At 30.3% G+C, this 23,361-nt stretch carries 17 protein-coding genes; 9 read left to right on the top strand and 8 right to left on the bottom strand.

The window, feature by feature from the left end:
* Positions 1 to 27: 27 nt before the first annotated feature.
* From ABNT61_RS06565 to ABNT61_RS06550, 4 genes are all read right to left on the bottom strand, one after another.
* Positions 28 to 2,799 carry an aminopeptidase gene (locus tag ABNT61_RS06565; RefSeq protein WP_348745303.1) on the bottom strand — a complete coding sequence of 924 codons (2,772 nt, stop codon included), beginning with the start codon at positions 2,797 to 2,799 and terminating at the stop codon, positions 28 to 30.
* Positions 2,800 to 2,909: 110 nt separating this feature from the next.
* The gene (locus tag ABNT61_RS06560) at positions 2,910 to 3,617 is read right to left on the bottom strand and encodes a TIGR00730 family Rossman fold protein (RefSeq protein ID WP_348713105.1); all 708 of its coding nucleotides are present in this window, start codon (positions 3,615 to 3,617) and stop codon (positions 2,910 to 2,912) included.
* A 534-nt stretch (positions 3,618 to 4,151) separates the two neighbouring features.
* Entirely contained in the window at positions 4,152 to 6,788 is a 2,637-nt protein-coding gene (locus ABNT61_RS06555) for a CHAT domain-containing tetratricopeptide repeat protein (protein WP_348745302.1), read from the bottom strand.
* 66 nt (positions 6,789 to 6,854) lie between these two features.
* Positions 6,855 to 7,256: a hypothetical protein gene (locus tag ABNT61_RS06550; RefSeq protein ID WP_348745301.1), complete on the bottom strand. Its 402-nt coding sequence runs from the start codon at positions 7,254 to 7,256 to the stop codon at positions 6,855 to 6,857.
* Positions 7,257 to 7,358: 102 nt separating this feature from the next.
* On the opposite strand from ABNT61_RS06550, the gene ABNT61_RS06545 reads away from it, so the two are divergent.
* Both ABNT61_RS06545 and ABNT61_RS06540 read left to right on the top strand, forming a co-directional pair.
* A complete protein-coding gene (locus tag ABNT61_RS06545) occupies positions 7,359 to 7,919 on the top strand; it encodes a sigma-70 family RNA polymerase sigma factor (protein ID WP_348745300.1) in 561 nt (186 codons plus the stop codon).
* Entirely contained in the window at positions 7,916 to 8,710 is a 795-nt protein-coding gene (locus ABNT61_RS06540) for a hypothetical protein (protein WP_348745299.1), read from the top strand. Before ABNT61_RS06545 ends, ABNT61_RS06540 begins: the two co-directional genes overlap by 4 nt.
* A gap of 437 nt (positions 8,711 to 9,147) precedes the next feature.
* Here the strand turns inward: ABNT61_RS06540 and ABNT61_RS06535 are convergent, their stop codons facing one another.
* From ABNT61_RS06535 to ABNT61_RS06520, 4 genes are all read right to left on the bottom strand, one after another.
* Entirely contained in the window at positions 9,148 to 9,423 is a 276-nt protein-coding gene (locus ABNT61_RS06535) for a hypothetical protein (RefSeq protein WP_348745298.1), read from the bottom strand.
* Between the two features lie 157 nt (positions 9,424 to 9,580).
* Entirely contained in the window at positions 9,581 to 12,403 is a 2,823-nt protein-coding gene (gene uvrA / locus ABNT61_RS06530; protein WP_348745297.1) for an excinuclease ABC subunit UvrA, read from the bottom strand.
* A gap of 107 nt (positions 12,404 to 12,510) precedes the next feature.
* Positions 12,511 to 13,233, bottom strand: coding sequence for a tetratricopeptide repeat protein (locus ABNT61_RS06525; protein ID WP_348745296.1), 723 nt, complete (start codon positions 13,231 to 13,233; stop codon positions 12,511 to 12,513).
* The gene (locus ABNT61_RS06520) at positions 13,233 to 13,820 is read right to left on the bottom strand and encodes a sigma-70 family RNA polymerase sigma factor (RefSeq protein WP_348745295.1); all 588 of its coding nucleotides are present in this window, start codon (positions 13,818 to 13,820) and stop codon (positions 13,233 to 13,235) included. The genes ABNT61_RS06525 and ABNT61_RS06520 overlap by 1 nt, the downstream gene beginning before the upstream one ends.
* Positions 13,821 to 13,912: 92 nt before the next feature.
* Here ABNT61_RS06520 and ABNT61_RS06515 point away from each other — a divergent pair, with 92 nt between their 5' ends.
* The 7 genes from ABNT61_RS06515 (at position 13,913) to ABNT61_RS06485 (ending at position 23,359) form a co-directional block, all read left to right on the top strand.
* Positions 13,913 to 14,869 (top strand): hypothetical protein, encoded by a 957-nt coding sequence (locus ABNT61_RS06515; protein WP_348745294.1) that lies wholly within the window; start codon positions 13,913 to 13,915, stop codon positions 14,867 to 14,869.
* Positions 14,870 to 15,042: 173 nt separating this feature from the next.
* On the top strand, positions 15,043 to 17,016 hold the full coding sequence (locus tag ABNT61_RS06510) for a PKD domain-containing protein (RefSeq protein WP_348745293.1): 1,974 nt from the start codon (positions 15,043 to 15,045) through the stop codon (positions 17,014 to 17,016).
* A 3-nt stretch (positions 17,017 to 17,019) separates the two neighbouring features.
* Positions 17,020 to 19,536, top strand: a complete 2,517-nt coding sequence (locus ABNT61_RS06505) for a CHAT domain-containing protein (protein WP_348745292.1) — start codon at positions 17,020 to 17,022, stop codon at positions 19,534 to 19,536.
* Between the two features lie 3 nt (positions 19,537 to 19,539).
* The gene (locus tag ABNT61_RS06500; protein ID WP_348713118.1) at positions 19,540 to 19,767 is read left to right on the top strand and encodes a PspC domain-containing protein; all 228 of its coding nucleotides are present in this window, start codon (positions 19,540 to 19,542) and stop codon (positions 19,765 to 19,767) included.
* Positions 19,764 to 20,768, top strand: a complete 1,005-nt coding sequence (locus ABNT61_RS06495) for a potassium channel protein (protein ID WP_348745291.1) — start codon at positions 19,764 to 19,766, stop codon at positions 20,766 to 20,768. The genes ABNT61_RS06500 and ABNT61_RS06495 overlap by 4 nt, the downstream gene beginning before the upstream one ends.
* A 98-nt stretch (positions 20,769 to 20,866) precedes the next feature.
* Positions 20,867 to 22,471 (top strand): alanine/glycine:cation symporter family protein, encoded by a 1,605-nt coding sequence (locus ABNT61_RS06490; protein ID WP_348745290.1) that lies wholly within the window; start codon positions 20,867 to 20,869, stop codon positions 22,469 to 22,471.
* Positions 22,472 to 22,483: 12 nt separating this feature from the next.
* Positions 22,484 to 23,359 (top strand): ComEA family DNA-binding protein, encoded by an 876-nt coding sequence (locus tag ABNT61_RS06485; protein WP_348745289.1) that lies wholly within the window; start codon positions 22,484 to 22,486, stop codon positions 23,357 to 23,359.
* Positions 23,360 to 23,361: the final 2 nt, after the last annotated feature.

Here is a 23,361-nt window from a genome sequence, read left to right as displayed (position 1 = left end):
GGTTTTTTAGAGTTTTTGTTGAATTTTTTATAATAATCCTCTGCGGATAAAATTGTAAATTCTGTCTAAGCTTGAGGTAATTACAAAGCGAATTTTCGTAGGATACGCAGAATCAGTTACTTCAAAACCTTCATTTGTATAAACTGGGAAGTATAATTCTAAGATATTTGGGATAAAATTAAGTCGAACTCCGTTTTCATAAAAGAAGCGTGGATTTTGATTTTTGCTTTTTAAAATAGCAGCATCGTTGTAGAGTTCAACCCATCTCCACATACTAACACTTGTATTTGCAGATAACATTAATTGATTGGCAAAAGTGGGTTGATCGAAAAATGATTTAAATCCACCATCAGAAATCACAAACTGTTGACTAAATAATCCACGGTTTTCTGAACGTCCAAATAAGTTTTGTTCGAATAAGTAATCTGAACTTCGGTTTAATCCAAAACTGAAATAATCGCCTACAGAATTATTACTTAGAAAAACTCCTCCAAAAAACCTTAGGTTAAAGCTACGTTGTTCATCAAAAAACTTTAAGTATCGAATATCTGTAGAAAGTTTTGTGAAGTTATTACCAAGTTCTGCGTTAACAGCATATTGTAATCTTCTAATTACATTCGGTTGACTATAGATGTATCTAAAGTTTACAACACTATATCTATCACTTTCTATAACTTGTTGCGAGGGTTGAATTTCTCTATTTACATATACAATTCTTGATAGTATTGATTTTGTTCCTACATCTCGTAATGTATTTCTTTTAAATTGAATACTTACAAAAGGATAAATTGTATTGTATGATAATTCTGGCGCATAGTGGAAGTTACTTCCTGCTATACCATATCTTATTTTATAAATCTTTGTCTTTTCAAAAAACTGATCATAAGCAAAAGAGAAAGACCCTGTTAAGTTTTGACTTTTAAAAGCGTAGTTTGGTGTTACGCTAAATTCAAAGTTATGTTTGATTACAGGTCTGTTATTAAAATTAACTCCTAGGATAACTCCATCATATAAGTTGTACTTTACATTCGGATTGAAAAAGACCTGGTTATAATACGGATCTTCAATATCTTTAAGAAAACGGAATTGAATCGGTTTACTTATTAATGAGTTATTGATATTTTTGAAATTATTTAAAGAATTGTATTCAGGATAAATTTGTTCATAGTTCAAAGCGAGTTTATCAAAATCATTCGCTTTTATTTTTACTGTTTTAGTACTATCAACATCGGTGATCCAAATTTTAGATTTTATCTGCTTGTCTTTAACGGTGTACAAAGAAACTGGTGCGGTTATATTTCTCTTATTCTTGATAGTTACGGCAATAGAATCTTCTGATTTTAAGAAGTCTACTTTCTTAATCTTATAATCAATTTTTTTACTGGTTTTAATATAATCGTTAAAAAACCATTTTAAATCCTTCTCTGTGTTTTTCGAAATGATCGACTCAAATTCTTTTGAGGTAGTTACTTTTAATCTATGATTTCTATAGAATTCTTTAAAGGAGTTAGTCAAGTTATTATCTCCGATAAAATCTTGTAAGTAACGCATTCCTAATCCAGCTTTATATGGACTAATTACTTTTCGATTAAAGTTTGATAAAGAATCTGCTCGAGTTGTTAAAGGCTGATCGAAAAATCGACGAGCACTAAATTGATACAGAAAAGGATACTTATCGTTTTGTTTGAGTTTGGCTAAGTTATATTTTCGGAATCCCCATAGATTAGAAAATCGACCGAATACAGTTACGTCAGGATAATACTTATTAATGTATTCCATCATTAAAAAGGTTTGTATTCCTTCAGTAAGCCAATAGTCATTTCTTTTATTCAACAATAAAACATCATCAATATATTTACTTGTTAATGCTTTAAAGAATCTAGTTTCCCATTTGAAGTTTTCAGGATAAGGTTTTAACCAATCAGGAATACCGTATAAATCTCGTAAGGAGTTTTTATTTACTGTATTAGCGTCTACTAAAATTTCGGTGTGAGGGTTTTTACCGATATAGTTTTCTATAAATTTTATTTGTCTTTTTATAATATCATTGGAAGCTTTATTGTCAATCCGACTATTATAAATATCTGTTTTAATTATGGTGTTTTTGGCTTGAAAAGTTTTAAAACGTTTAGCATTTTTACTAATGTTTAAAATTATGTCTTTACGCTCGTTTCCTACTAAATAGTAATCACTTAGGTTTCCTTTGGAGTTTTTGTACTGGTATAAGTTACTTTGTAGGTGAAAATTATCAGGAATAATTACTTCCATGGTGAAATTAGCAACATCTTCGAACAAGTCATCCATATTCAGATTGCTCATCAACTGCCAATCTTTGTAAAAAACAGCTGGAGTTAAATACCAAAATCGCAGATGATAACCGTTTTTAGTTCTTCCGTATCCTGTGAATTTTGCTTTAGGAATTTTAACCGTATACTTTGCTTCAATTTCAATACTATCATTTGGTTGTAAAGGAGAGTTAAGTTGAATTTGAATTACGTCGTCTTGTCCTCTTACTTCTTGAGCATCGAGATCTTGATTTTTACTTTGTAAAGAATGAATTTTAGAATATCCTCTTTCATTATCATCAGAGAAATAAAAATCTTTTTTATAATCTTCAACTAAACGTTTTCCAAGTGGAGTTTCATTTCCTTTAAAACTATTAGCCCAGTTATGCAGATAAATATCTTGAAGATTTGTTTTGGATTTGTTGTGATAGATAATTTTTTGTTCAATATCTAAAGTATGATGTAACGTGTCTAATTGTGCCTTAATCTTAATCTTATGTTCTTGAGATACCAAGCAAAGAGGAAGAATTAGGAGGATAATATGTAGTACTTTGTATATCTTCAAAATAAAAAACTCGTTGTTTTAAACAACGAGTCGAAAGATAACTTTATTTTTTTATTTAACTAAAAGTTTGGCTTTAATTGATATTTCGCATAGAACTTATTAAAATGCTCAACGGCTTCCTCAGCTGTATCAACAACTCGGAATAATTTTAAATCTCCTTCGCTAATATTTCCTTCTTCTAATAATGTGTTTTTAATCCAGTCTAATAAACCGCCCCAGAATTTTTTACCAACAAGTACAATTGGGAAACGACCAATTTTATGAGTTTGAATTAAAGTGATTGCTTCAAAAAGTTCATCTAAAGTACCAAAACCTCCAGGCATAACAACAAATCCTTGAGAGTACTTTACAAACATTACTTTACGAACAAAGAAATAATCGAAATCTAAACTTTTTCCTGGATCAATCCATGGGTTATCATGTTGTTCGAATGGAAGCTCAATATTTAAACCAACAGAAGTTCCTTTTCCTCTGTTTGCTCCTTTGTTACCAGCTTCCATAATTCCTGGTCCACCACCAGTAATTACACCAAATCCATTTTGAGTAAGTTGATAAGCAACTTCTTCAGCTAGTTTATAATATTTATGATCTGGTTTTGTTCTTGCAGAACCAAAAATTGATACACAAGGTCCAATTTTACTCAAGCGTTCATATCCGTCAACAAACTCAGCCATAATTTTAAAAATAGCCCAAGAGTCATTTGTTTTTATTTCATTCCAAGTTTTTTGTTGGAGTTTCTCACGGATTTTTCTATCATCGTTTGTCATAATAATCTTTATTTTTTAGCTCTTAAATCCGAGCGTTTATTTTCAATATTATTCTTCTTTTTAAAATTTTAATTTGAGTAAATTTTCTTTAAAATGATAAAAAAGAAGCCTGCTAATTTACGTCTTTTTTTAGAAATCAAATTTATTTATGGATAGAAAATATTTTAATAAACCTTAACTTATTGCTAGTGAGTTGTTAAGGCGTGGGTTTTGAGTTGTCTATAATTGAGCTTTATGATTCTTAGGTTCAATTAGTAATGATTATTAAAGGAGTTTTACTAAAAAGAAAAAGCAGTAACTGAAGTTGCTGCTTTTCTCCGAATAAGAGCCTCCCAACTCTTACTACCCTTACTTTTTCATAAATTTTCCCCCGACCTTATTATAGATAATGGTTTTTCAAGGTCAATACATTAAACCATTATTGATTTTAAACGTTCATTTTTCATAGCATGTATTCGAACGTATAGCAATTCAAACAATTAATAACTTTTGATTATCGATTATTTACACTACTGTTCACGAGTTGGTAAAACGTTACCCTCTTTTTTTGAAAAAAAATAAAAAAATTGAAACAAAGGCTACAAAGCCTAGTAAATAGAAAATATAAGACGTTGATGGATAGGTAGGAGAAATATCTCCAATAAGAACGAAAGAAGCCCAATAATAAGGCGATTTCTCAGAAAGAGAATGTTCTTTTAAATATTTACGTTTGGCATTATTTAGTGCTTCAGATTTTGATTGATGATGATCAAGATTAGTATAAAAATCTTTCATTATACTAGATGTGGAAACATCATTCACATTCCATAAAGAAGAAATTACAGATTTAGCTCCGGAATAGAAGAATCCTCTAGATAGACTAAATACACCTTCTCCTTTTTTGATTTCTCCCAAATTCGTTTCACAGGCACTTAACACAACCAAATCAGCATTTGTTTTATGTGTATACAATTCATGCAACTTTAATGTGTCTTTAGAAAAGTAAATAGCAGGATTATTAGAAGAACTGGCATGAGTTGCCAAATGTAAGATTTTATAATCTCCACTATTGGTTAAGAAATTGTTTTTAGTTGCATTAGTTGAGGTGAAAAGATCACTGTCAATTTGGTTTTGGATTGTGTTGACTTCCGATTTCGTTGCTTCTAGTGATTTTTGATTTGCAAAAGTAATAGGAGCGTAAGCAGCTAGATTTTTTGAAGTTTCACGATTAATAGCGTTGTTGAATTCTAAGAATGATGCTGAATAAGCATAACTAATATTATGGTCTTCTATTAAATATTTTACATTAGAAGTATTGGTGTTTAAAGCTTCAAAAGGAATGTTTTGTAAAATATCATTGGCAATAACGATTATGTTTTTCTTTTCAATGAATTGTTTTGATTCTTTAGTAGGGAAAAGAAAGCTATACAAAGAATTTGAGGTTGTGTAGAATTCTTGCAATTCAGATTTTTGAGTAAGCGGTTTTGAGATTAGTAGTTTATAATTTTCAACTAATTTGTAAAATGTTGAATCTATTTCCTTTTTAAAAGAATAATTACCGGTTTTGGAAGTACATAATCCAAATAAATTATTGTTGTTTCTGTCTAAATGATAAGATAGTATAACAGATTTTGAATCTAAATTGGTTTTAATGTTTTCAAGAGCTAAAGGTTGAATATTATTCCTTTTTGAAAAGTGTTCTGGATATAGAACAGTTATTGAATCTTTAAATCGCTCAAATTCGAGTTTAATATTAAATAAGGAGTCTTTTTGTTTTTGAGAAGTAGATTTTTCTTCGAGATAAAATATAGAGCTTTTATATGTTTTTAGTTGTTGTTTTACATCGTAGGGTAATGAAATCTCGGAATTATTCTCTTTAATACTTTGAGTCAACAAAAAAGCTTTGTTTTTCTCTATGATAGAATTTAATAACTCATGATCATTCAAATTGTAAGCTGCTAATACACCGTAGTTATATATTTCTGATACATCATCTCTCCACAAGAACTTGGTATTGATTTCTGTACTGTTTTGAATTGTATAATTAATAAAGGCATCACAAGTATTAACCGTTTCAATAGACTCTTTTAAATATTTGGAATCTTTAGTCTTATTGTACAACAAATTTAGAATTTCAACTTTTCCTTTATAAGCTAAAATCACATTTTTTCTAGATACTACATTTTCAAAATGATAATTATTTAAGACTAAATTCTTAACTATATGAATTCCAAAACTACTTCTAAGGGAGTTGTTTATATTATTTAGTGCTTCATTAAATTTATTATTGCGAATATTGTAATTTGATATATTTCTATATATTTCCGAATTGATGTTTATTAAATCCTTTCCTTTCAGGCTTTTGATTTCTTCAAGACTTTTATTTAGAAAGTAAATGGCACTATCCTTTCTTTCTTTCAAATACAATTCACCTAAATTCAAATAGATTAGACTAATTTGTTTCTTTGTGCCGTATTTTAAGTAATTTTTTAACGTTATTCTATAGAAACTTGAAGCTTTTTTGTAGTTACGGTTTGAGGGTAATGTATAAAGAATACCTTTAGATAGATTAACTGGGTCTCTCAAGTGAATAAGAGATTCATCTGTATCTATTAAACTATCGCATTTTTTCAAATAGAATAAGCCTAACTGCGCACTTTCGAGCGATTTTATCTGATTGCAGGTGGATGATAAGTTTATGATATGTTGTATACTACTTCGCTTTCTATTATATTTAATTAGGGAATCAATTCCTTTGCCGTAGTACTTAAGAGATTTGTGTAATTCACCTTTCATTCTATAACAGTTCGCTAATTGACAAAAAGATTGAGCTACTTTTTTTGGATAAAAATTTAACTCTAATGCTTTTTTATAATAGATAATCGCAGAGTCCAATTTCCTTGATTTCATGTAATACTTACCTATTAAGTAAAATGAGTTATGATAATGATTAGGAAATAAAACGATCTTATTTTGTAAAGATAATTTGTTTTGGATTTTAGCATATTTGATAGCTAAAGCATAATTACCTTGCTTGTAATATATTCTTGATAGTTCAAAAGCTTTTTTTAATTTAGTTGTATTATCCAAATGAGCTTGATTAATAACACTATCGGCAGTTTTTTCTGGAACTAGTTTATTCGAAGTTGTTTTTAAATTATAGTTAAAGTCATTTTGTCCTGTCAATTTCATAGTAATATGAACTAAACAGAACAAAATGAAAATATTATTCTTAGTTTGCTTGGTCAATTTTTTTTGTTATTCAAAAATATGAGTTAAAGAATTTTCGCAACCAATAGAATAACTGTGCAAATATGCATTTGCATTTTTCCAATCATCTTCTTTATCTTCATCCTCGTCTTGAACTTCTACTCTAGTTCGAATATTGATAAAATCCCACTTTTCTTGGATTTTTCGATTTACTAAAGATGTTTCTTTAAGGTGAGACAATTGTATTTCATAGGTGTATTTAACCCATAATCTTGCTAGACGTCTTTCTTCTGGTGTAGTTCTAGGGTTATAAATTAAAGTAAAACACCCATCATATTGTGATACTTTCTCAACTTTATCAATCGGCTGGTCTTTTGTTTTTTCAACTGTTGTAAAAGAGTAAATCCCTACAGTTACTAACGCGATTAATACTAATTTTAATAATTTCATAATTTAAATTTTTATATGTTCCTTGAATCTTAGTAATGAAAAAACTAAAATGTTACCCGCGCAAAAATAGAAAATTTTATTTTTGCTCTACAATTGTGTTTTATGGATGGAAATTTTTACCTCGATGCACTTGTTAATGGAGACTCCAAAGTGATATCTAAAATATATGATGTCAACTTTAAACAAGTAAAACGATTTATAGTACAAAACAAGGGAAATGCCGAAGATGCAGAGGATATTTTTCAAAAGGCTTTATTGCAAATTGCTGTTCGTCATAAAAAGGATGGAATACAAATAAACACCTCGTTTGATGGTTTTTTATTTACCGTTTGTAAGAATTTATGGCGTAGAGAATTAAATACGCATAAAAAACGGGTAACAAATAGTGAAGTGGTTGAACTGGTAAGTGAAGCAAAAGACAATGCAAATGCCATTATAGAACAAAAAAGGCAAGAATTGTTTATTGAAATGCTGGATAGAATTACTGAAAATTGTAAAATGATCCTATCCTTATTTTTTGCAAAAACCCCTTATGCAGAAATTGTAGCCAATACCGAGTATACTTCGGAAACGGTTGTTCGTCAGCGTGTTTTTAAATGTAAAAAGAAACTGACAGAATTAATTAAACAAGATCAACGATTTAATTCATTACGCGAACTATGAATTTAGAAGACGACATATTAATCGAGAACTTTTTAAGGAATGAACTTTCTGATGAAGAAAGAACATCTTTCCTAGAAAGAATTAAATTCGACTCGGAATTTAAGGAGCAATACTTATTAGAAAAACAATTGTTTGAATCTTTGAATGAAGAAGATTGGAGTTTTGTGAACACAATTGACTCTAAAGAGACAGATGAGTATGAGGCTTTGTTTAAAAGTGAGGAAATTCAGAACCTTAAGGAAGTCATCAAAAAAGCTTCAATAAATTCTAAAGAAAGTAGAGGTAGAATAATTCGTTTACTTACAGGAATTGCTGCAGCGGTGGTTATTAGTTTTTTTACGCTTAGACCTATACTTTCACCATCGGTTTTAGATACAAATACATTATACACTACTTATGCGGATTTGAACAACTTACCGTCATTTGCAGAAAGAGGTTCGGTGGATAATAAAGAAAAACTAGTAATGGCTGAAAAATTCTTTAAAGAAAAGAATTATGAAAAAGCAGCTTCTACTTTTGATGAGATACTATATTCCAATAAGAATGTAAGTGGCGTATATATTTATATAGCAATGGCCGAATCTGAGTTAGGGAATTTTGATAAAGCAATCGAAGTTTTAAATGAATTGGAATCAAGTGATTTAATTGATTCAGAAAAAGCGTATTGGTACAAGAGTTTGGTGTATATCAAAGCTAATAAGGTTGAACAAGCTAAAAAGGAGCTTAAGAATATTGTTGAAAAATCCTTATTCAATACTCCTAAAGCAGAAGAACTTTTAGGGAAATTATAATGATTTCCTTCAAAATAAAAGAAAAGCAGTAACTCAGTTACTGCTTTTTTTCATGGTAAGATTTCTATATCTTACTGATTTACTTCTTCATGTAACCTTCCCTTCGCGTTTAACTATTCTTTTAAAATTCCCCAATAATAAATAGTTATAAGGTTCTTTTTCATGAATTTTCTTTCATGGTTTTCTCATCATAGCAATTTTTTTGATTTCACATAAAGCGAAATGAGAAAAAAATATTTAAAATAAATTGCTTTCTAGTATATTGAAGAACTATATGAAAGCCTTATTTACTATGATGTTCCTATTACTTTGAAATTGTTACCATCATTTATGAAAAAAAACATGTTTTTATGTTAACAAAATGATAGAGAGTGATTTAAAAACAAAAAAAAGGAAAGATACATCTTTCCTTTTCTGTATATTGAATTATAAATTGTTTAACAAGGCGCAATATGAGGCGCAGAAGTCTCACAGTAACACCCATACCATACACAACCAGGTGTAGAAATACATGTGTTTTGTGGCATGCTTGAACAAGTTAGATTGCTATCACCACCGCCATCAGGTAAACCAGGAGCTCCAGGGCCAAGTCTAACGAATGGTGTTTCGACAGTCAAAACTCCATCCACTATTTTAGGATCCCCTCCTCCAAAAATATTTTTCTGATCTTTTCTGTTAATTGCTTTTCCAAAGCTTAAAATTGATTTTTTCATTTTTATGTAATTAAATGATAGTTAATATTCCCCCGAATATTTATAGACACTCAAAGATATATGTCTCTTTTAGCTAAAAAATGAAATATATTGCAATGGTGTGAAAATATTGAGATTTTCACACAAGAATTCTTAAAATAATGTTAAAGATTTAAATTTATTTTAGCTCTTTTTTCAAAAACTTTGCTGTATAACTTGTTTTATGCTTTGCAACCTTTTCAGGAGATCCTGTAGTTACAATTTGTCCACCACCTTTTCCTCCTTCCATACCTACATCAATAATATAATCTGCTAGTTTGATAACATCCAAGTTGTGTTCAATAATTAAAACTGTATTCCCTTTATCAACTAACTTATTTAAAACTTCCATTAATACACGGATGTCTTCAAAGTGTAATCCAGTAGTTGGTTCATCTAAAATGTAGAATGTATTTCCAGTATCTCTTTTAGAAAGTTCAGAAGCTAATTTAATTCGTTGTGCTTCTCCTCCTGAAAGTGTAGTTGATTGTTGTCCTAAAGTAATATAACCTAAACCAACATCTTGTATGGTTTTTAATTTTCTGTAGATTTTCGGAATATGTTCAAAGAATTCAACAGCTTGATTGATGGTCATTTCTAAAACATCTGAAATAGATTTTCCTTTATATCGTATTTCTAAAGTTTCTCTATTGAATCGTTTTCCTTGACAGGTTTCACATTCAACATGAACATCGGGTAAAAAGTTCATTTCTATAACTCGAACTCCACCACCTTGACAAGTTTCACATCTTCCTCCTTTAACATTAAAACTGAATCTTCCTGGTTTATATCCACGAATTGCAGCTTCTGGTGTTTTCGAAAATAGACTTCGAATTTCGCTAAAAACTCCGGTATATGTTGCTGGATTTGATCTTGGTGTTCTACCAATTGGAGACTGGTCGATATCAATTACTTTGTCGATATGTTCTAAACCAGTTATTTTTTTATAAGGCATTGGTTCTTTAACGCCTCTATAAATATGTGCGTTCAAAATAGGGTATAGGGTTTCATTAATTAAAGTAGATTTTCCACTTCCAGAAACACCTGTAACACAAATCATTTTCCCTAAAGGAAATTCAACAGAAACATCTTTTAAGTTATTTCCACTCGCACCGGTTAGTTTTATTTTTTTGCCATTTCCAGCTCTTCGTTTTTTAGGAACTTCAATAGCTTTTCTTTTTGATAAATAATCAGTTGTTAGCGTAGTTTGATTGATGATTTCATCAAAACTTCCAATACTTACAATTTCACCTCCATGTCTTCCTGCACCTGGACCAATGTCTAAAACATAGTCAGCGTTTTTAATCATGTCTTCATCGTGTTCCACAACTAATACAGAGTTTCCAACATCTCGTAATTTGATTAAAGAATCGATTAACTTCTGATTATCTCTTTGATGTAAACCAATACTTGGTTCATCTAAAATATATAGCACACCAACTAATTGAGAACCGATTTGAGTTGCTAAACGAATACGTTGAGCTTCTCCACCTGAAAGAGATTTAGATGTACGATCGAGAGTTAAATAATCTAATCCAACATCTAATAAAAACTGAATTCTGGTTCTAATTTCTTTTAGGATTTCTGAAGCAATCGAAACTTGCTTCTTAGACATTTTCTCTTCGATATTAGAAAACCAACTAGCCAATTCAGTAACATCCATTTGTGCTAAATCGCTGATGTTTTTCCCAGTGAATTTAAAATGTAAAGCTTCTTTTTTTAATCGTTTTCCATTACAAGAAGAACATTTAATTTCATCCATGAAACCTTTTGCCCATCTCTTAATAGAAGAACTATCAGTATTTTTATATTGATTCTCAATAAAAGAAACAATTCCTTCAAAATCGATTTGATAATTTCGTGTAACTCCAGCTGCTTTGGACTGAATTTTAAAAGACTCTTTTCCTCCATGAAGAATTACTTCTAATGCTTCTTTAGGAATATCAGCTATAGGATCTGTTAATTTAAATTTATAGCGTTCTGCAATAGTTTGCAATTGCTTGAAAATCCAACTGCTTTTTTGTTCACCCAACGGCACAATTCCTCCATTTTTAATAGAAATTGAATCGTCAGGAATCACCTTGTTTAAGTTTACTTCGTTTGTAGTTCCTAATCCATTACATTTATCACAAGCACCTTTTGGCGAGTTGAAAGAAAATGTATTAGGTTCTGGATTTGGATATGCAATTCCAGTTGTAGGACACATTAATTCTCTACTGAAATATCTAGGTTTTTCATCATCAACATCAATAACCATTAGAATGTTATCACCTGTATATAGGGCAGTTTTAATAGTTTCTTCTAAGCGTTTGTCTGAATTTTCATCAACAACCAATCGATCAATAACGACCTCGATATCGTGGGTTTTATATCGATCTAATTTCATACCTTTTTCGATCTCTCGAATTTCACCGTCAACACGAACACGTAAAAATCCTTGTTTTGAAATTTGCTCGAATAACTCTCGGTAATGTCCTTTTCTAGATTTAATTAATGGAGCTAAAACTGCAATTCGTTTACCCTCGAAATCCTTTAAAATAAGTTCTTTAATCTGATCATCAGAATAACTTACCATTTTTTCTCCTGTATTGTAGGAATATGCATCAGAAGCACGAGCAAAAAGTAAACGCAAGAAATCATAAATTTCAGTAATTGTTCCTACTGTGGAACGCGGACTTTTATTTGTGGTTTTTTGTTCTATTGAAATAACAGGAGATAATCCTTCAATTTTATCTACATCTGGTCGCTCTAAACCACCTAAAAATTGACGCGCATACGCGGAAAAAGTTTCAATATATCTTCTTTGGCCTTCTGCATATATAGTATCAAAAGCTAAAGATGATTTACCACTTCCACTTAAACCAGTAATAACTACTAGTTTTTCACGAGGAATTTTAACGTCAATGTTTTTTAAGTTGTGAGCTCTGGCTCCGTATACTTCAATGAATTCTTGCTCTTTCAAGGTTAGGATTTTACACAAAAAAGCAAAGTTACCAAATAGAATTTATTATTCCATAGTGATTTGTAAACAAGCTTTTTTCCTATTTGTTAATATTTATAAGCAAGAAGTTATTCTGGCAGGTTTTTTAAGAGTTTTTGTGCGTTTTTATAATGTTTAAACTCTTTCGGAAGTTTTTCTAAAAGTAACTTACAGTCACTATATTTTTCTTGTTTTAATTTACTGAGTGCTAAATACCAAATAGCATTTGTTGTATAGCTAGATTTACCTGAAGATAAACCGGATAAAATTTGATCTGCTTCTTCAAATTGGTCTAATTCAACTAAGGTTATTCCTTGAAAAAGTTGTAATTCTGAGTTATGAATATCTTCATTTAGAAGTTTGTCGAAGAGTAAATTAGCTTGTTTAAAATCTTTTGTGTTAAATGTATTTTGAGCTTTAATTAACGTTTCGTTTTGAGAATTTCTTGTAGTGAAATTCGCTGTCGGATAACTTATATACTCTTGATAGGTTGGTGTGTTTTTTGGATAAAAAACATAAATACCAATTAGTACGGCAATACTTGCAGCAATTGATATAAACCAGTTTTTAGATTTATTTTTATTATGGCTTTTAAAATGATTTTTTGAAATCTTCTTAATGTTCGTTGTGAATTCTTCGGTGGAAGTTTCGTTTTGAATTTTGTTTTTCAAAAAGTCGTGTGTTTCCTTGTAAAGATTAAATGCTTCTTTAAACGAAATATCTGTTTGCAGTTTTTCTTCAAATGATTTTAGTTCGTCATCTGATAATTGTTTTGCCAAATAGTTTTCAAACTGTAAAAATTGATCCTCCATCAGGAATTGTTTTTTATTTCTTTATACTTCGGACTAGCTTTAATTAATTTCGTCAATTGCCCAATACATTGTGATTTTTTCTTTCTCGCATAAGCGTAAGAAATATTCAATTTCTTTGAAACTTCTTCCATTGATTTTAGAGAAAAGCAAACCTTCAATAAGTCTTTACAAGCTTTTCCTAATGTTTGAAGTGTACTTTCAAATAGTTCATTCTTTTGTTCAAAAACTGATGTTTCCAAAACGAGTTCTTCTAATCCTTCGAACTTAGATACTTCTTCATTTAAAATTGTTACCTGTATATTTTTATTTTTTTTAAGCTCATTTAGCCATTTTCGTTTACAGAGTAAGAAAAAATAGGCATCAAATGGACAAGTAAGTTGCAATTCTTTTTCTTTTGCTTGTTTGTAAAGTGTAATTAAAACTTCCTGAATAACATCTTCTGCTTTTTCAGTATTTCCGCTATTGTTACAAATAAAATTTACCACTTTAGGAACAAAACGACTGTAGATTTCTCGTATTACAAACGAGTTGTTGTTCAATAAAGCTTCAATATATTTTTGATCTGTATGTACCTTTTTTATAGGCATCTAGGATTGTTTTGTTGCTAATTTAAAAAAAATGAGGTAACAAAATTTTAATCTGGTTGATATAAGGATGTTAAACATAAAAATTTAAAATTATGAAGACTAAAAGATTATTACTAGGAATTGCCATTTCGACATTGTTACTAGCAAATTGTTCTAAAGAAAATAATAACATTGATGATTGTACAGGATGTAGTTTAGTAAGCTATAATACAATAGAAGAGTTTTTTGAAGAAAACGGTGTTCCAACTCAAGATTTTAGTGTGGATGGTGCTAATGGAGGATCAATAACTGGAGATCAGGGGACGATAATAACATTTCAACCAAACTCTTTTTTAGATCAAAATGGAACGGTCGTAACTGGGAACGTTGATATTAAGATAAAAGAAATTTTTAGTGCAAGTGACATGGTGTTGTCGAATAGACCTACAAATGCGGTTAACCCTGGAGGAGAAAACACGTTTTTATTATCGGAAGGAGAAACCGAAATATTAGCAGAACAAAATGGAGCACCATTAAACTTAGCGCCAGGAAATTCAATTCGTATTCGTGTTCCATCTTCAGGAGGAGCTGATCCAGCAATGGGAGCTTTTTTAGGTACTGTGAACGCTGATGATAATATTGTTTGGAATCAATTTTTTAATACAGAGGTTATTTTTCAATCTGCACCGGATAGTTATTTATACGATGTTTTTGATATGGGGTGGACTAATTGTGATAAGTTTTATAGTTATCCTGGAGCTAAAACAACAAATTATGTTGATTTAACATCAAGTCCGAATATTGATGAAGCACGAGTATTTATCATCTTCAAGGAAAACAATTTACCTGCAGTTGTGAGTTTTACTCAGACCTATTCTGATGGTGTGCAAAGTTATGTGAATTCACTACCGGTGGGACTTGAAGTAACTTATGTGGGATTAACTATAAAGGATAATCAGCAATATATGGCAACCAAAACGGTTACGATTCAAAACGATGAGTATGTGAATTTAGAGTTCTCTCCTGTATCTACCGATGAAATTAAAGATGCCTTAGAACTTTTAAATTAATAAATGATGTCTATAAAAACAACAAAGCAAAATTTAGTGAAGTTTTCTATTCTGCTACTGGTTATGTTAGGGTTGTTGGTTACTCTGCTCTAGAGGCCTGTTTCGCATTCTAATCTTTAATTAGGTTAGAATGCTTTTTTTATATTTACTTAATTAACAGAAAGTTATTTGTCGTGTTTCTAAATAAATCAAAACTTGTAATTCTATTTATAATATCAAATTTTGTAGCCGTTTATGGTCAAGAACTGATAAAAAAAGATACTGTAAGAAAAACTGCAAAAGTTGAAATTCAGCTTAAAGACAATGAAATTTCATTAACACCTTTAGCTCCAAAATTGAATCAAATAGCAGGAGCACCAACAGCATATTATTCTTATTTCTGGGAATTTGGTGATGGGAATTTTAGTAAACACAAAGCTCCTAAACATACTTATAAAAAGAAAGGTGATTATGAAGTTAAACTTTGGGTTACGAATCATTATGATTCAGGTAAACCGCCAGCAACAAGACCGCAAAAAGTATCAATCATAAATGCTACTAAAACGTATAATGATATAGCTTCTATGGATGAAAGTTTAGAGTTAATTAGTAATCGAGATCCAGTTCCCGATGAAGAAATGCTTTTTGTACTGCGATATAAGAATAATCATAACTATGTCGCAAATGGAAGACTTTATCTTTTTTATAATGAGAAGAAATACGGAGTAAATAATTTTGATATTAAAGATATCAGAGTTCATAACAATGAAGAATTAGTTATAGAAGAAGAAAAGAACTTGATGAGTTACAAAAAAGATATTAATGATACTTCTGTTTTGTATGCTTCAATACAAAATGAACTTAATAGTTATGAGGAACCTCAAGATACTACAAGAACGGATTTGAAGAAAACACTGCACGAGTCAAAAGAATATTATAAAAGTTGGAGCATTTTTAATTTTAATGATATGAATCCTAATGAGGAGCGAAATATATTTTTTACCATGAAAACTCCTCCAGAAATGTTAAAAGATACAAGTGCGATTATAACAATTAGAGGTGTTAATGTTCCAGATCGAAACTTTCAGAATCATGTTGTTAAGGAAAAAGAAATGGAAATTGTAACATCTCATGATCCGAACAAAATGTCTTCTAACGGGACCTTGTTGAATTATCGTTTTGTACGATTTAAAACTTTAAAATATAAAATTCAATTTCAAAACGACGGAGAAGGTCCAGCCAAAACTATAAGATTAGAAACTGATATTCCTGACATGTTGGATAAATCGACATTGAAGGTTTTAGATATGTACCCTAAATGTGAAATTTGTCCAAAAGAACCTGTTCGGTATAGTTGTTTAGATACTACGTTTACTGAGAAACAAGCAATTTTTACGTTTAAGAATATTTATTTACCAGGAAGCAATCAAAAAGGAGTTCAAGAAAAGGATTCAACGAAAGGCTTTGTGAGGTACAGTATTAAATTTGGTAAAGATTTTCATAAAAGGAAAACAGTCAGTAAAACTGCAATCATTTTTGATAAAAATGAGCCTATTATAACCAATAGATCAACTACGCGATTTTTACCAGGAATTTCAATTGGAGCCAAAGCGGGATATAATTATTTTACCAACCTAAATAATTCTAGAAGTTATTTTGTTGGAGCAACACTTTCTCCATTTAAATCATATCGTTGGTATTGGCAAGTGGAATTATTGAATAGTGTACATAATTTCAATAGCAATACTCAGATTTCGGAAACTACTGAAGAATTTCCTGCTGTAAATTTGAGAAGAACAACTCGTACTACAACCAACACCAAGTTTTCGAATGTAGATGTTGAAATCCCAGTTTTGGTTAGATATAATTTGAATAATTATGTAGGATTAGGAGCGGGAATTCAAGGTAAATTAAGTTTAAATGAGAAAAATGAAACATCTATTGTAACTGAAACTTTTGAACAAAGTTTGCAAGGAGGAGATATTGTTAGTGATTCCAGAGAGAATAATACCGAAGGAAGTTCTTCTTTCACAAATTTTAGAAAAGGATTTTTAATTGAAGCAACCGGAGGTTTTGCTAGAATCGGACCAAGTGTAGGAGCAAGGTATATTTTCGATACAAATAAAGAGAACAATTATTGGCAGTTCTACCTGATATGGAAATTTTAAGCAATGAGAATAATACTTCTGTTTTTAGTATCGATAATTTCGTTTTCTGTTTCTGCTCAAGAATTAGAGAACTCTATTTACAATGCTTTAGATGAATTTCTGAAGAATAGATCAGATACAGCTTTAAAGGAATTAAATAAAAAAGAAGTTGTTTTTGAAAATCAAGTTGGTAATTCCAATGAACATTTAGCTTTGGTAATTCTCCAGTGTAATAAAGCCTTCTTTTTAAAAGAGAACGGACAATTTCAAAAATCAATACATTCTTACGAGAAAGCAAGAAAACGATTTACAGATCATAACTTACAGAATTACGATATCATTGAATATTGTTTAAAACCATTAGGGAACTTATATATTCAAACTAAGGACTTTGTAAATGCTGAAAACACCATTAAATATTACATCTCCATTGCTGAAAAAGAACGTAAGCAATCTCAAAAAATAGCCGGAATAATAAATTTATTAGCGCTATATCAAAGTATTAACAAGCATAAAGTTGTGGTGAAAATTGCAACTGAAACTTTGAACTTATATCAAGTTGATGAAGATCAAAAGAAAAACCTTGAAGATATAAGAAACTACAGTTTGCTTCTAATGAATACAACTAATGGAGAGGTAAGCTCTAATTATTTGAATTATATCAACTGGTTAAACTCTGGAGATTTCCATAAAGCGAAACTCTTTTTTGAAAGAGCTAAAAAGGAAAGAAGTATTAAAATTAGTATAAGAGATAAGGTTAAATATTTATTGGAGGAAGCTCAATTACAGTTACTATTGAAGAATAGTGTAGCAGCGAATATGCTTTTAGATGAGGTTCTAATGAATTTAATACCGACATATCAACCTGGAGATCATATTACTCAAGATCATTTATATGCTGAAAGTTTGTTGATAGATGTTTTTGATATGAAGGCAAGTTTGAGTACTACTATTGAAGATTCTCTAGACAATTATAATCTAAGTTTTTACGTAAGTGATCTTTTAGAAAGAAATATTTCTGTAGAAGAGACTAAAATTTTATTGCAGTCAGAAAAAAGGAAAAGAAGTGAAAAATGTATTCAATTACTTCTTCAGGATTATGAAGAAAACAGAACTATAGAATCACTTGAAAAAGCGTTTAATTACGCAAATAAAGGCAAAGCATCGTCTTTGAAAGATAGATTGATGCATAAAAGAATTCGAAAAAAGTATCCTAATGATAGCTTATTGAAGATAGAAGAAAGTTTAAAAAGACAACAAGTAAAACTGACTTCGATTATTCTTAGTCTGCAAGAAGAAGAGTTGTCGATGGATTCAATTCAGATGCTATATAATGAATACAGTAAAGTCGGAGTGCAGTTAAAGGAGGTCTCGACATCGATTAGAGAAAAATATGCCAATGATTTTAATGAAGAAGTATCACTCCTTAAAATTCAACAAAAAATAAAAGATAAAGAAACGGCATTAGTAAATTACTTCTTTGGTGAAAAGAATCTATATCAGTTCATAATTACTTCGAAGCATATAAAAGTAAATACAATCAAAGTTACTTCTGATTTACAGAAAAATATATTGGATTACATACGTTTTTTTAATTCACCATCTGTTATTAATAATAATGTTAGCGATTATGTTTTAAAGAGTCACAATCTCTATAAAAAATTGAGATTTGATGAATTGGAAGAATATAAAAATATCGTATTAATCACTGATGGTTTACTCAACTTCATTCCTTTTGAAACCTTGCTTTCTAAGAAAACCGATGATTTATACTTCGAGAATATGCCGTTTCTGATGAAAGATCATAAAATTACTTATGCTTTTAATACCAATACGTTTTTAAATGGTAATGGTAATCTGAATCCAAAAAAAATAACAGGTTTTTTCCCAGTTTTCAAAGGAACTATTAAGGAACTATCATATTCTCTGAATGAAGCAAATGTTATAGAAAAAGAATATATATCGGAGATTTATAAAAATGAAAAAGCTAAAAAAGATAAATTTATAGAAACTAGTAAAGAAGCCGAGATTTTACATGTTTCAACACATTCCAGAAATACTGGTGTTATAAGTGATGCATATATAGAGTTTTATGATGAAAAGTTATATTTAAATGATTTATATAGTTTAGAATGTAATGCCGATTTAGTTGTGCTTAGTGCTTGTGATACGGGAATTGGTACTTTAGTAAAAGGAGAAGGAGCAATGAGCATAGCAAGAGGATTCAGTTATATTGGTGTTGAAAATCTAATATTTACGCTTTGGGAAATAAATGATAAATCAACGTCAGAAGTAATTCAAAGTTTTTATACTTCTTTGAAGGAGATTAATTCCATAGATGATGCAAGTCGAACTGCGAAATTGAAGTATTTGAATAATCCAGAAATAGAGAACGCTTATAAGTCTCCATATTATTGGGGAGCCTTTGTGTATTATGGTTCCGTTAGTGAAAATCAGAACACTTCGCAATTATTTTATGTAATTTTGGGTCTCGTTATTTTTATTATAATATTTTTACAAATAGCAAAAAAGAAATTTTGAATTATGAAGGTTGTACATGGTATAAGACACTTTTTTGAAAGAAATGGATTTGATGTTTCATCAAGATTGGCTGATAGATTAGGAATGAGAGCAGTGAATGTTCGCTTGTTTTTTATTTACATATCATTTGTAACTATTGGGTTGTCTTTTGGATTGTATTTAATTATTGCCTTTTTACTTCGATTGAAAGATAGGATCTATACAAAACGAACTTCGGTATTTGATTTATGATTAAACTAGTTTTTCGGTCACGTTTATATAAAGCTATATTCTTTAGTGGATTAACCTTTTTTATTGGGATCTTTGGTTACTTCTTGCTGTTTGATTATTCTTTTATAGATGCGTTTTACATGACTGTAATTACAGTAACCACTGTTGGTTTTGGCGAAGTTCATCCTTTTACTCCGGAAGAAAAACTGTTTACTACATTTTTAATATTATCTAGCTTATTCACTTTTGGTTACGCAGTCTCATCTTTTTCTGAGTATCTTATTAGTGGAGATTTTTTTCAACAACTAAAAATTAAAAGAGTGCAAAAACAAATAGAACAACTAAACGGACATACAATTGTTTGTGGTTTTGGTAGAAACGGAAAACAAGCACTTGCAAAATTAAAAAGTTACAAACGCGATGTTGTAATTATAGAAAAAGATAAAGAGCTAATTAAACAACTTGATGAGCGAAAAGTTTTAAATGTTGAAGGAGATGCTACCTCTGACGAAACTTTATTAAAAGCAGGAATTAATAACGCAAAATTTTTAATTACAGCTTTACCTTCAGATGCGGACAACTTGTTTGTGGTACTAACAGCTAGTCAGTTGAATAAAAAATGTAAGATCATTAGTAGAGCATCAAAGGAAAGTACATATAGCAAGTTAAAAATTGCAGGTGCTAATAACGTAATCATGCCAGATAAATTAGGAGGAGCACATATGGCTTCACTCGTTGTAACTCCTGATGTTATTGAGTTTGTTGATAGACTTACAATAGAAGGCGATACAACGGCGAATCTAGAAGAAGTTGCAATTAACGATTTACCCAAAGAATATTTAAATAAAACGATACTTGATTTAGATTTAAGAAAGAAAACGGGTTGTACTGTAATCGGTTATAAAACTACTGAAGAAGAGTATATTATAAATCCTGAAGCCTCATTGAAACTAGAGGCTGGATGTAATTTAATTGTCTTAGGAAGGCCTGAACAAATCCAAAAGTTACGAGCACTATTTTAATGCCAATACATTAGTTTTAACTCGAAAAACTTGCCAAAAGGTCAGTTTTTTAAGATATTGCGCACCACTAATTCAAAAAAACTATTATTTACACTATTATGAATAAAAAACTTTTAACGTTACTATTTGCTATAGTACCGATGTTAACCTTTGCTCAAGAGAAAGGTTTAGATCAGAAAATTGATGAAGCATTCAAACCATTTTCTGATTTTTTCAGCGAAATGATTTTCTTTTTAGTCTATGACAATGGTACCGTTAAGATTCCATTTGTTCTTGTATTATTAGTTTTCAGTGCTGTATTTTTTACAATTTATTTTGGATTTCCAAACATTCGTCACTTCCTAACTGCTATTAATGTTGTTAGAGGAAAGTATGATGAGGTAGATAAAGGTGTTGTAGAAACTTCTTATGGAGATTCTACACCAGGTGGTGATTCTATTGAAACTATCAGAGATGAAAGTCAAGAAGGAGAGGTTACTCACTTCCAAGCTCTAGCAACTGCAGTTTCTGGTACTGTAGGTAATGGTAACATTGCTGGGGTAGCTTTAGCTATTGCTTTAGGTGGTCCTGGAGCTACTTTCTGGATGATTATTTGTGGTTTATTAGGAATGTCAACAAAATTCGTAGAGTGTACTTTAGGTGTGCAATATAGAGATGTAGATGAAGAAGGTACAGTATATGGTGGTCCAATGTATTATTTATCAAAAGGATTGAAAGACAAAGGTTTTACAATATTAGGTAAAATTACAGCTGTGTTATTTGCTGTCTTTTGTATTGGTGGTTCTTTTGGTGGTGGAAATGCTGCTCAATCTAACCAAGCAACAATCGTACTTAAAGAATTATTAGGTTTAGAAAGTACTGGAGCTGGTGCCATTATTGGAATTATATTAGCAATTTTAGTTGGTATCATTATTATTGGAGGAATCAAGCGTATTGCTACAGTAACTGAAAAGGTAGTTCCTTTTATGGCGGTATTGTATATCATTGCTTGTTTATACATTATTTTAAGTAATGTTACTTTAGTAGACGATGCATTTGGTCTTATTTTTAGTGAGGCGTTTAATCCAAAAGCTATTGGTGTTGGAGGAGTTATAGGAGTGTTATTGGTAGGATTTAAAAGAGCGGCATTCTCAAATGAGGCAGGAGCAGGTTCAGCTTCGATTGCGCACTCAGCTGTAAAAACGAAATACTCTGCTTCTGAAGGTTTAGTAGCATTATTAGAGCCTTTTATTGATACTGTTGTTATTTGTACAATGACAGCTTTAGTTATCATTATTTTTAACACTGGAGGTGTTTTTGAATATGGTGGAGATGGAACAGGTGGTGTTTTAATTGATGGTCTTCGTTACGAAGGAGCCGGAATTACTTCTAAGGCGTTTGCTCAATATATCCCTTATTCTAATGTATTCTTAACTATCGCAGTTGTATTATTTGCGGTATCAACTATGATTTCTTGGTCTTATTACGGATTACAATCTTGGAAATTCTTATTCGGTAGAGGTAAAAAAGCTGATTTAACGTATAAGTTATTATTCTTAACGTTTGTAGTAATTGGTGCTGCGGCAAGTATGGGTTCTATTTGGGCGTTCTCAGATGCAATGATTTTTGCAATGGTATTCCCTAACATGGTAGGATTATACTTCTTAATGCCTGTGGTTAAAAAACAATTGAAGAGATATTTAGAAGCTATTAAAAGCTTATAATAGTTTTCTAATATGAATAATTTCAAATCCCATTTCTGGTATACTAAAAGCCAAAGAAATGGGATTTTATTTTTAATTGCGGTAATAATTGTACTGCAGTTAATTTATGTTTTTGTTGATTTCTCTTCAAATGATAAAGAAGAGATCAATTCAACAGAAATAGCGGCTTTTGAAAAAGAAATAGATAGTTTAAGAAAAATTGAAATAGAAAAAAGAAAACCCAAGATTTTTCCATTTAATCCAAATTTCATTACAGATTATAAAGGATATCAATTGGGAATGTCAATTGAAGAAATTGATAGACTCCATAAATTTAGGAAGGGAAACAAATATGTAAATTCAGCTAAAGAATTTCAAAACGTCACATTGGTTTCGGATTCCTTATTAAATAAAATATCTCCACATTTCAAGTTCCCAGATTGGGTTTCAAAAAAGAAAACCAAATTCTCTGAATTGAAATCGAATGCAAAAAAGGAAATGGAGATTACAACAAATGATATTAATCTAGCAACTCAAGAAGATTTTAAAACAATTAATGGAGTAGGAGTTAAATTATCTGAAAGAATTATTAAGTATCGTTCTAAATTAAAAGGTTTTGTTTTCGAAGATCAGTTAAATGAAATTTGGGGATTAGAGGATGAAGTTGTTAAAAGAATCTTAAAAGTGTTTACTATTCAGTCAACTCCTAAAATTGATAAAATTAACGTTAACACCGCTACATTCAAGGAAGTTCTCAGTAATCCTTATATAGATTACAATTTATGCAAGAAGATTTTTGATTACAGAGATGAAGTTGCAGAGCTTCAAAATATATCAGAATTAAGAAATATTAAAGATTTCCCTCAAAACAAATACCACAGAATAGTCTTATATTTGAAAGCAGAATAACA

The sequence above is a fragment of the Tenacibaculum sp. 190524A05c genome (assembly GCF_964036595.1).
In the GTDB taxonomy this organism is placed as follows: domain Bacteria; phylum Bacteroidota; class Bacteroidia; order Flavobacteriales; family Flavobacteriaceae; genus Polaribacter; species Polaribacter platacis.
The sequence above is the reverse complement of the archived record's forward strand: the minus strand, read 5'-3'. Positions and strand labels throughout refer to the sequence as shown.

What these genes read in the sequence shown, in the direction of transcription:
- ABNT61_RS06560 (WP_348713105.1), bottom strand. Translation starts at nt 3,617, where the DNA reads ATGACAAACGATGATAGAAAAATCCGTGAGAAACTCCAACAAAAAACT.
- ABNT61_RS06555 (WP_348745302.1), bottom strand. Translation starts at nt 6,788, where the DNA reads ATGAAATTGACAGGACAAAATGACTTTAACTATAATTTAAAAACAACT.
- ABNT61_RS06550 (WP_348745301.1), bottom strand. Translation starts at nt 7,256, where the DNA reads ATGAAATTATTAAAATTAGTATTAATCGCGTTAGTAACTGTAGGGATT.
- ABNT61_RS06545 (WP_348745300.1), top strand. Translation starts at nt 7,359, where the DNA reads ATGGATGGAAATTTTTACCTCGATGCACTTGTTAATGGAGACTCCAAA.
- ABNT61_RS06540 (WP_348745299.1), top strand. Translation starts at nt 7,916, where the DNA reads ATGAATTTAGAAGACGACATATTAATCGAGAACTTTTTAAGGAATGAA.
- ABNT61_RS06535 (WP_348745298.1), bottom strand. Translation starts at nt 9,423, where the DNA reads ATGAAAAAATCAATTTTAAGCTTTGGAAAAGCAATTAACAGAAAAGAT.
- ABNT61_RS06525 (WP_348745296.1), bottom strand. Translation starts at nt 13,233, where the DNA reads ATGGAGGATCAATTTTTACAGTTTGAAAACTATTTGGCAAAACAATTA.
- ABNT61_RS06520 (WP_348745295.1), bottom strand. Translation starts at nt 13,820, where the DNA reads ATGCCTATAAAAAAGGTACATACAGATCAAAAATATATTGAAGCTTTA.
- ABNT61_RS06515 (WP_348745294.1), top strand. Translation starts at nt 13,913, where the DNA reads ATGAAGACTAAAAGATTATTACTAGGAATTGCCATTTCGACATTGTTA.
- ABNT61_RS06505 (WP_348745292.1), top strand. Translation starts at nt 17,020, where the DNA reads ATGAGAATAATACTTCTGTTTTTAGTATCGATAATTTCGTTTTCTGTT.
- ABNT61_RS06500 (WP_348713118.1), top strand. Translation starts at nt 19,540, where the DNA reads ATGAAGGTTGTACATGGTATAAGACACTTTTTTGAAAGAAATGGATTT.
- ABNT61_RS06495 (WP_348745291.1), top strand. Translation starts at nt 19,764, where the DNA reads ATGATTAAACTAGTTTTTCGGTCACGTTTATATAAAGCTATATTCTTT.
- ABNT61_RS06490 (WP_348745290.1), top strand. Translation starts at nt 20,867, where the DNA reads ATGAATAAAAAACTTTTAACGTTACTATTTGCTATAGTACCGATGTTA.
- ABNT61_RS06485 (WP_348745289.1), top strand. Translation starts at nt 22,484, where the DNA reads ATGAATAATTTCAAATCCCATTTCTGGTATACTAAAAGCCAAAGAAAT.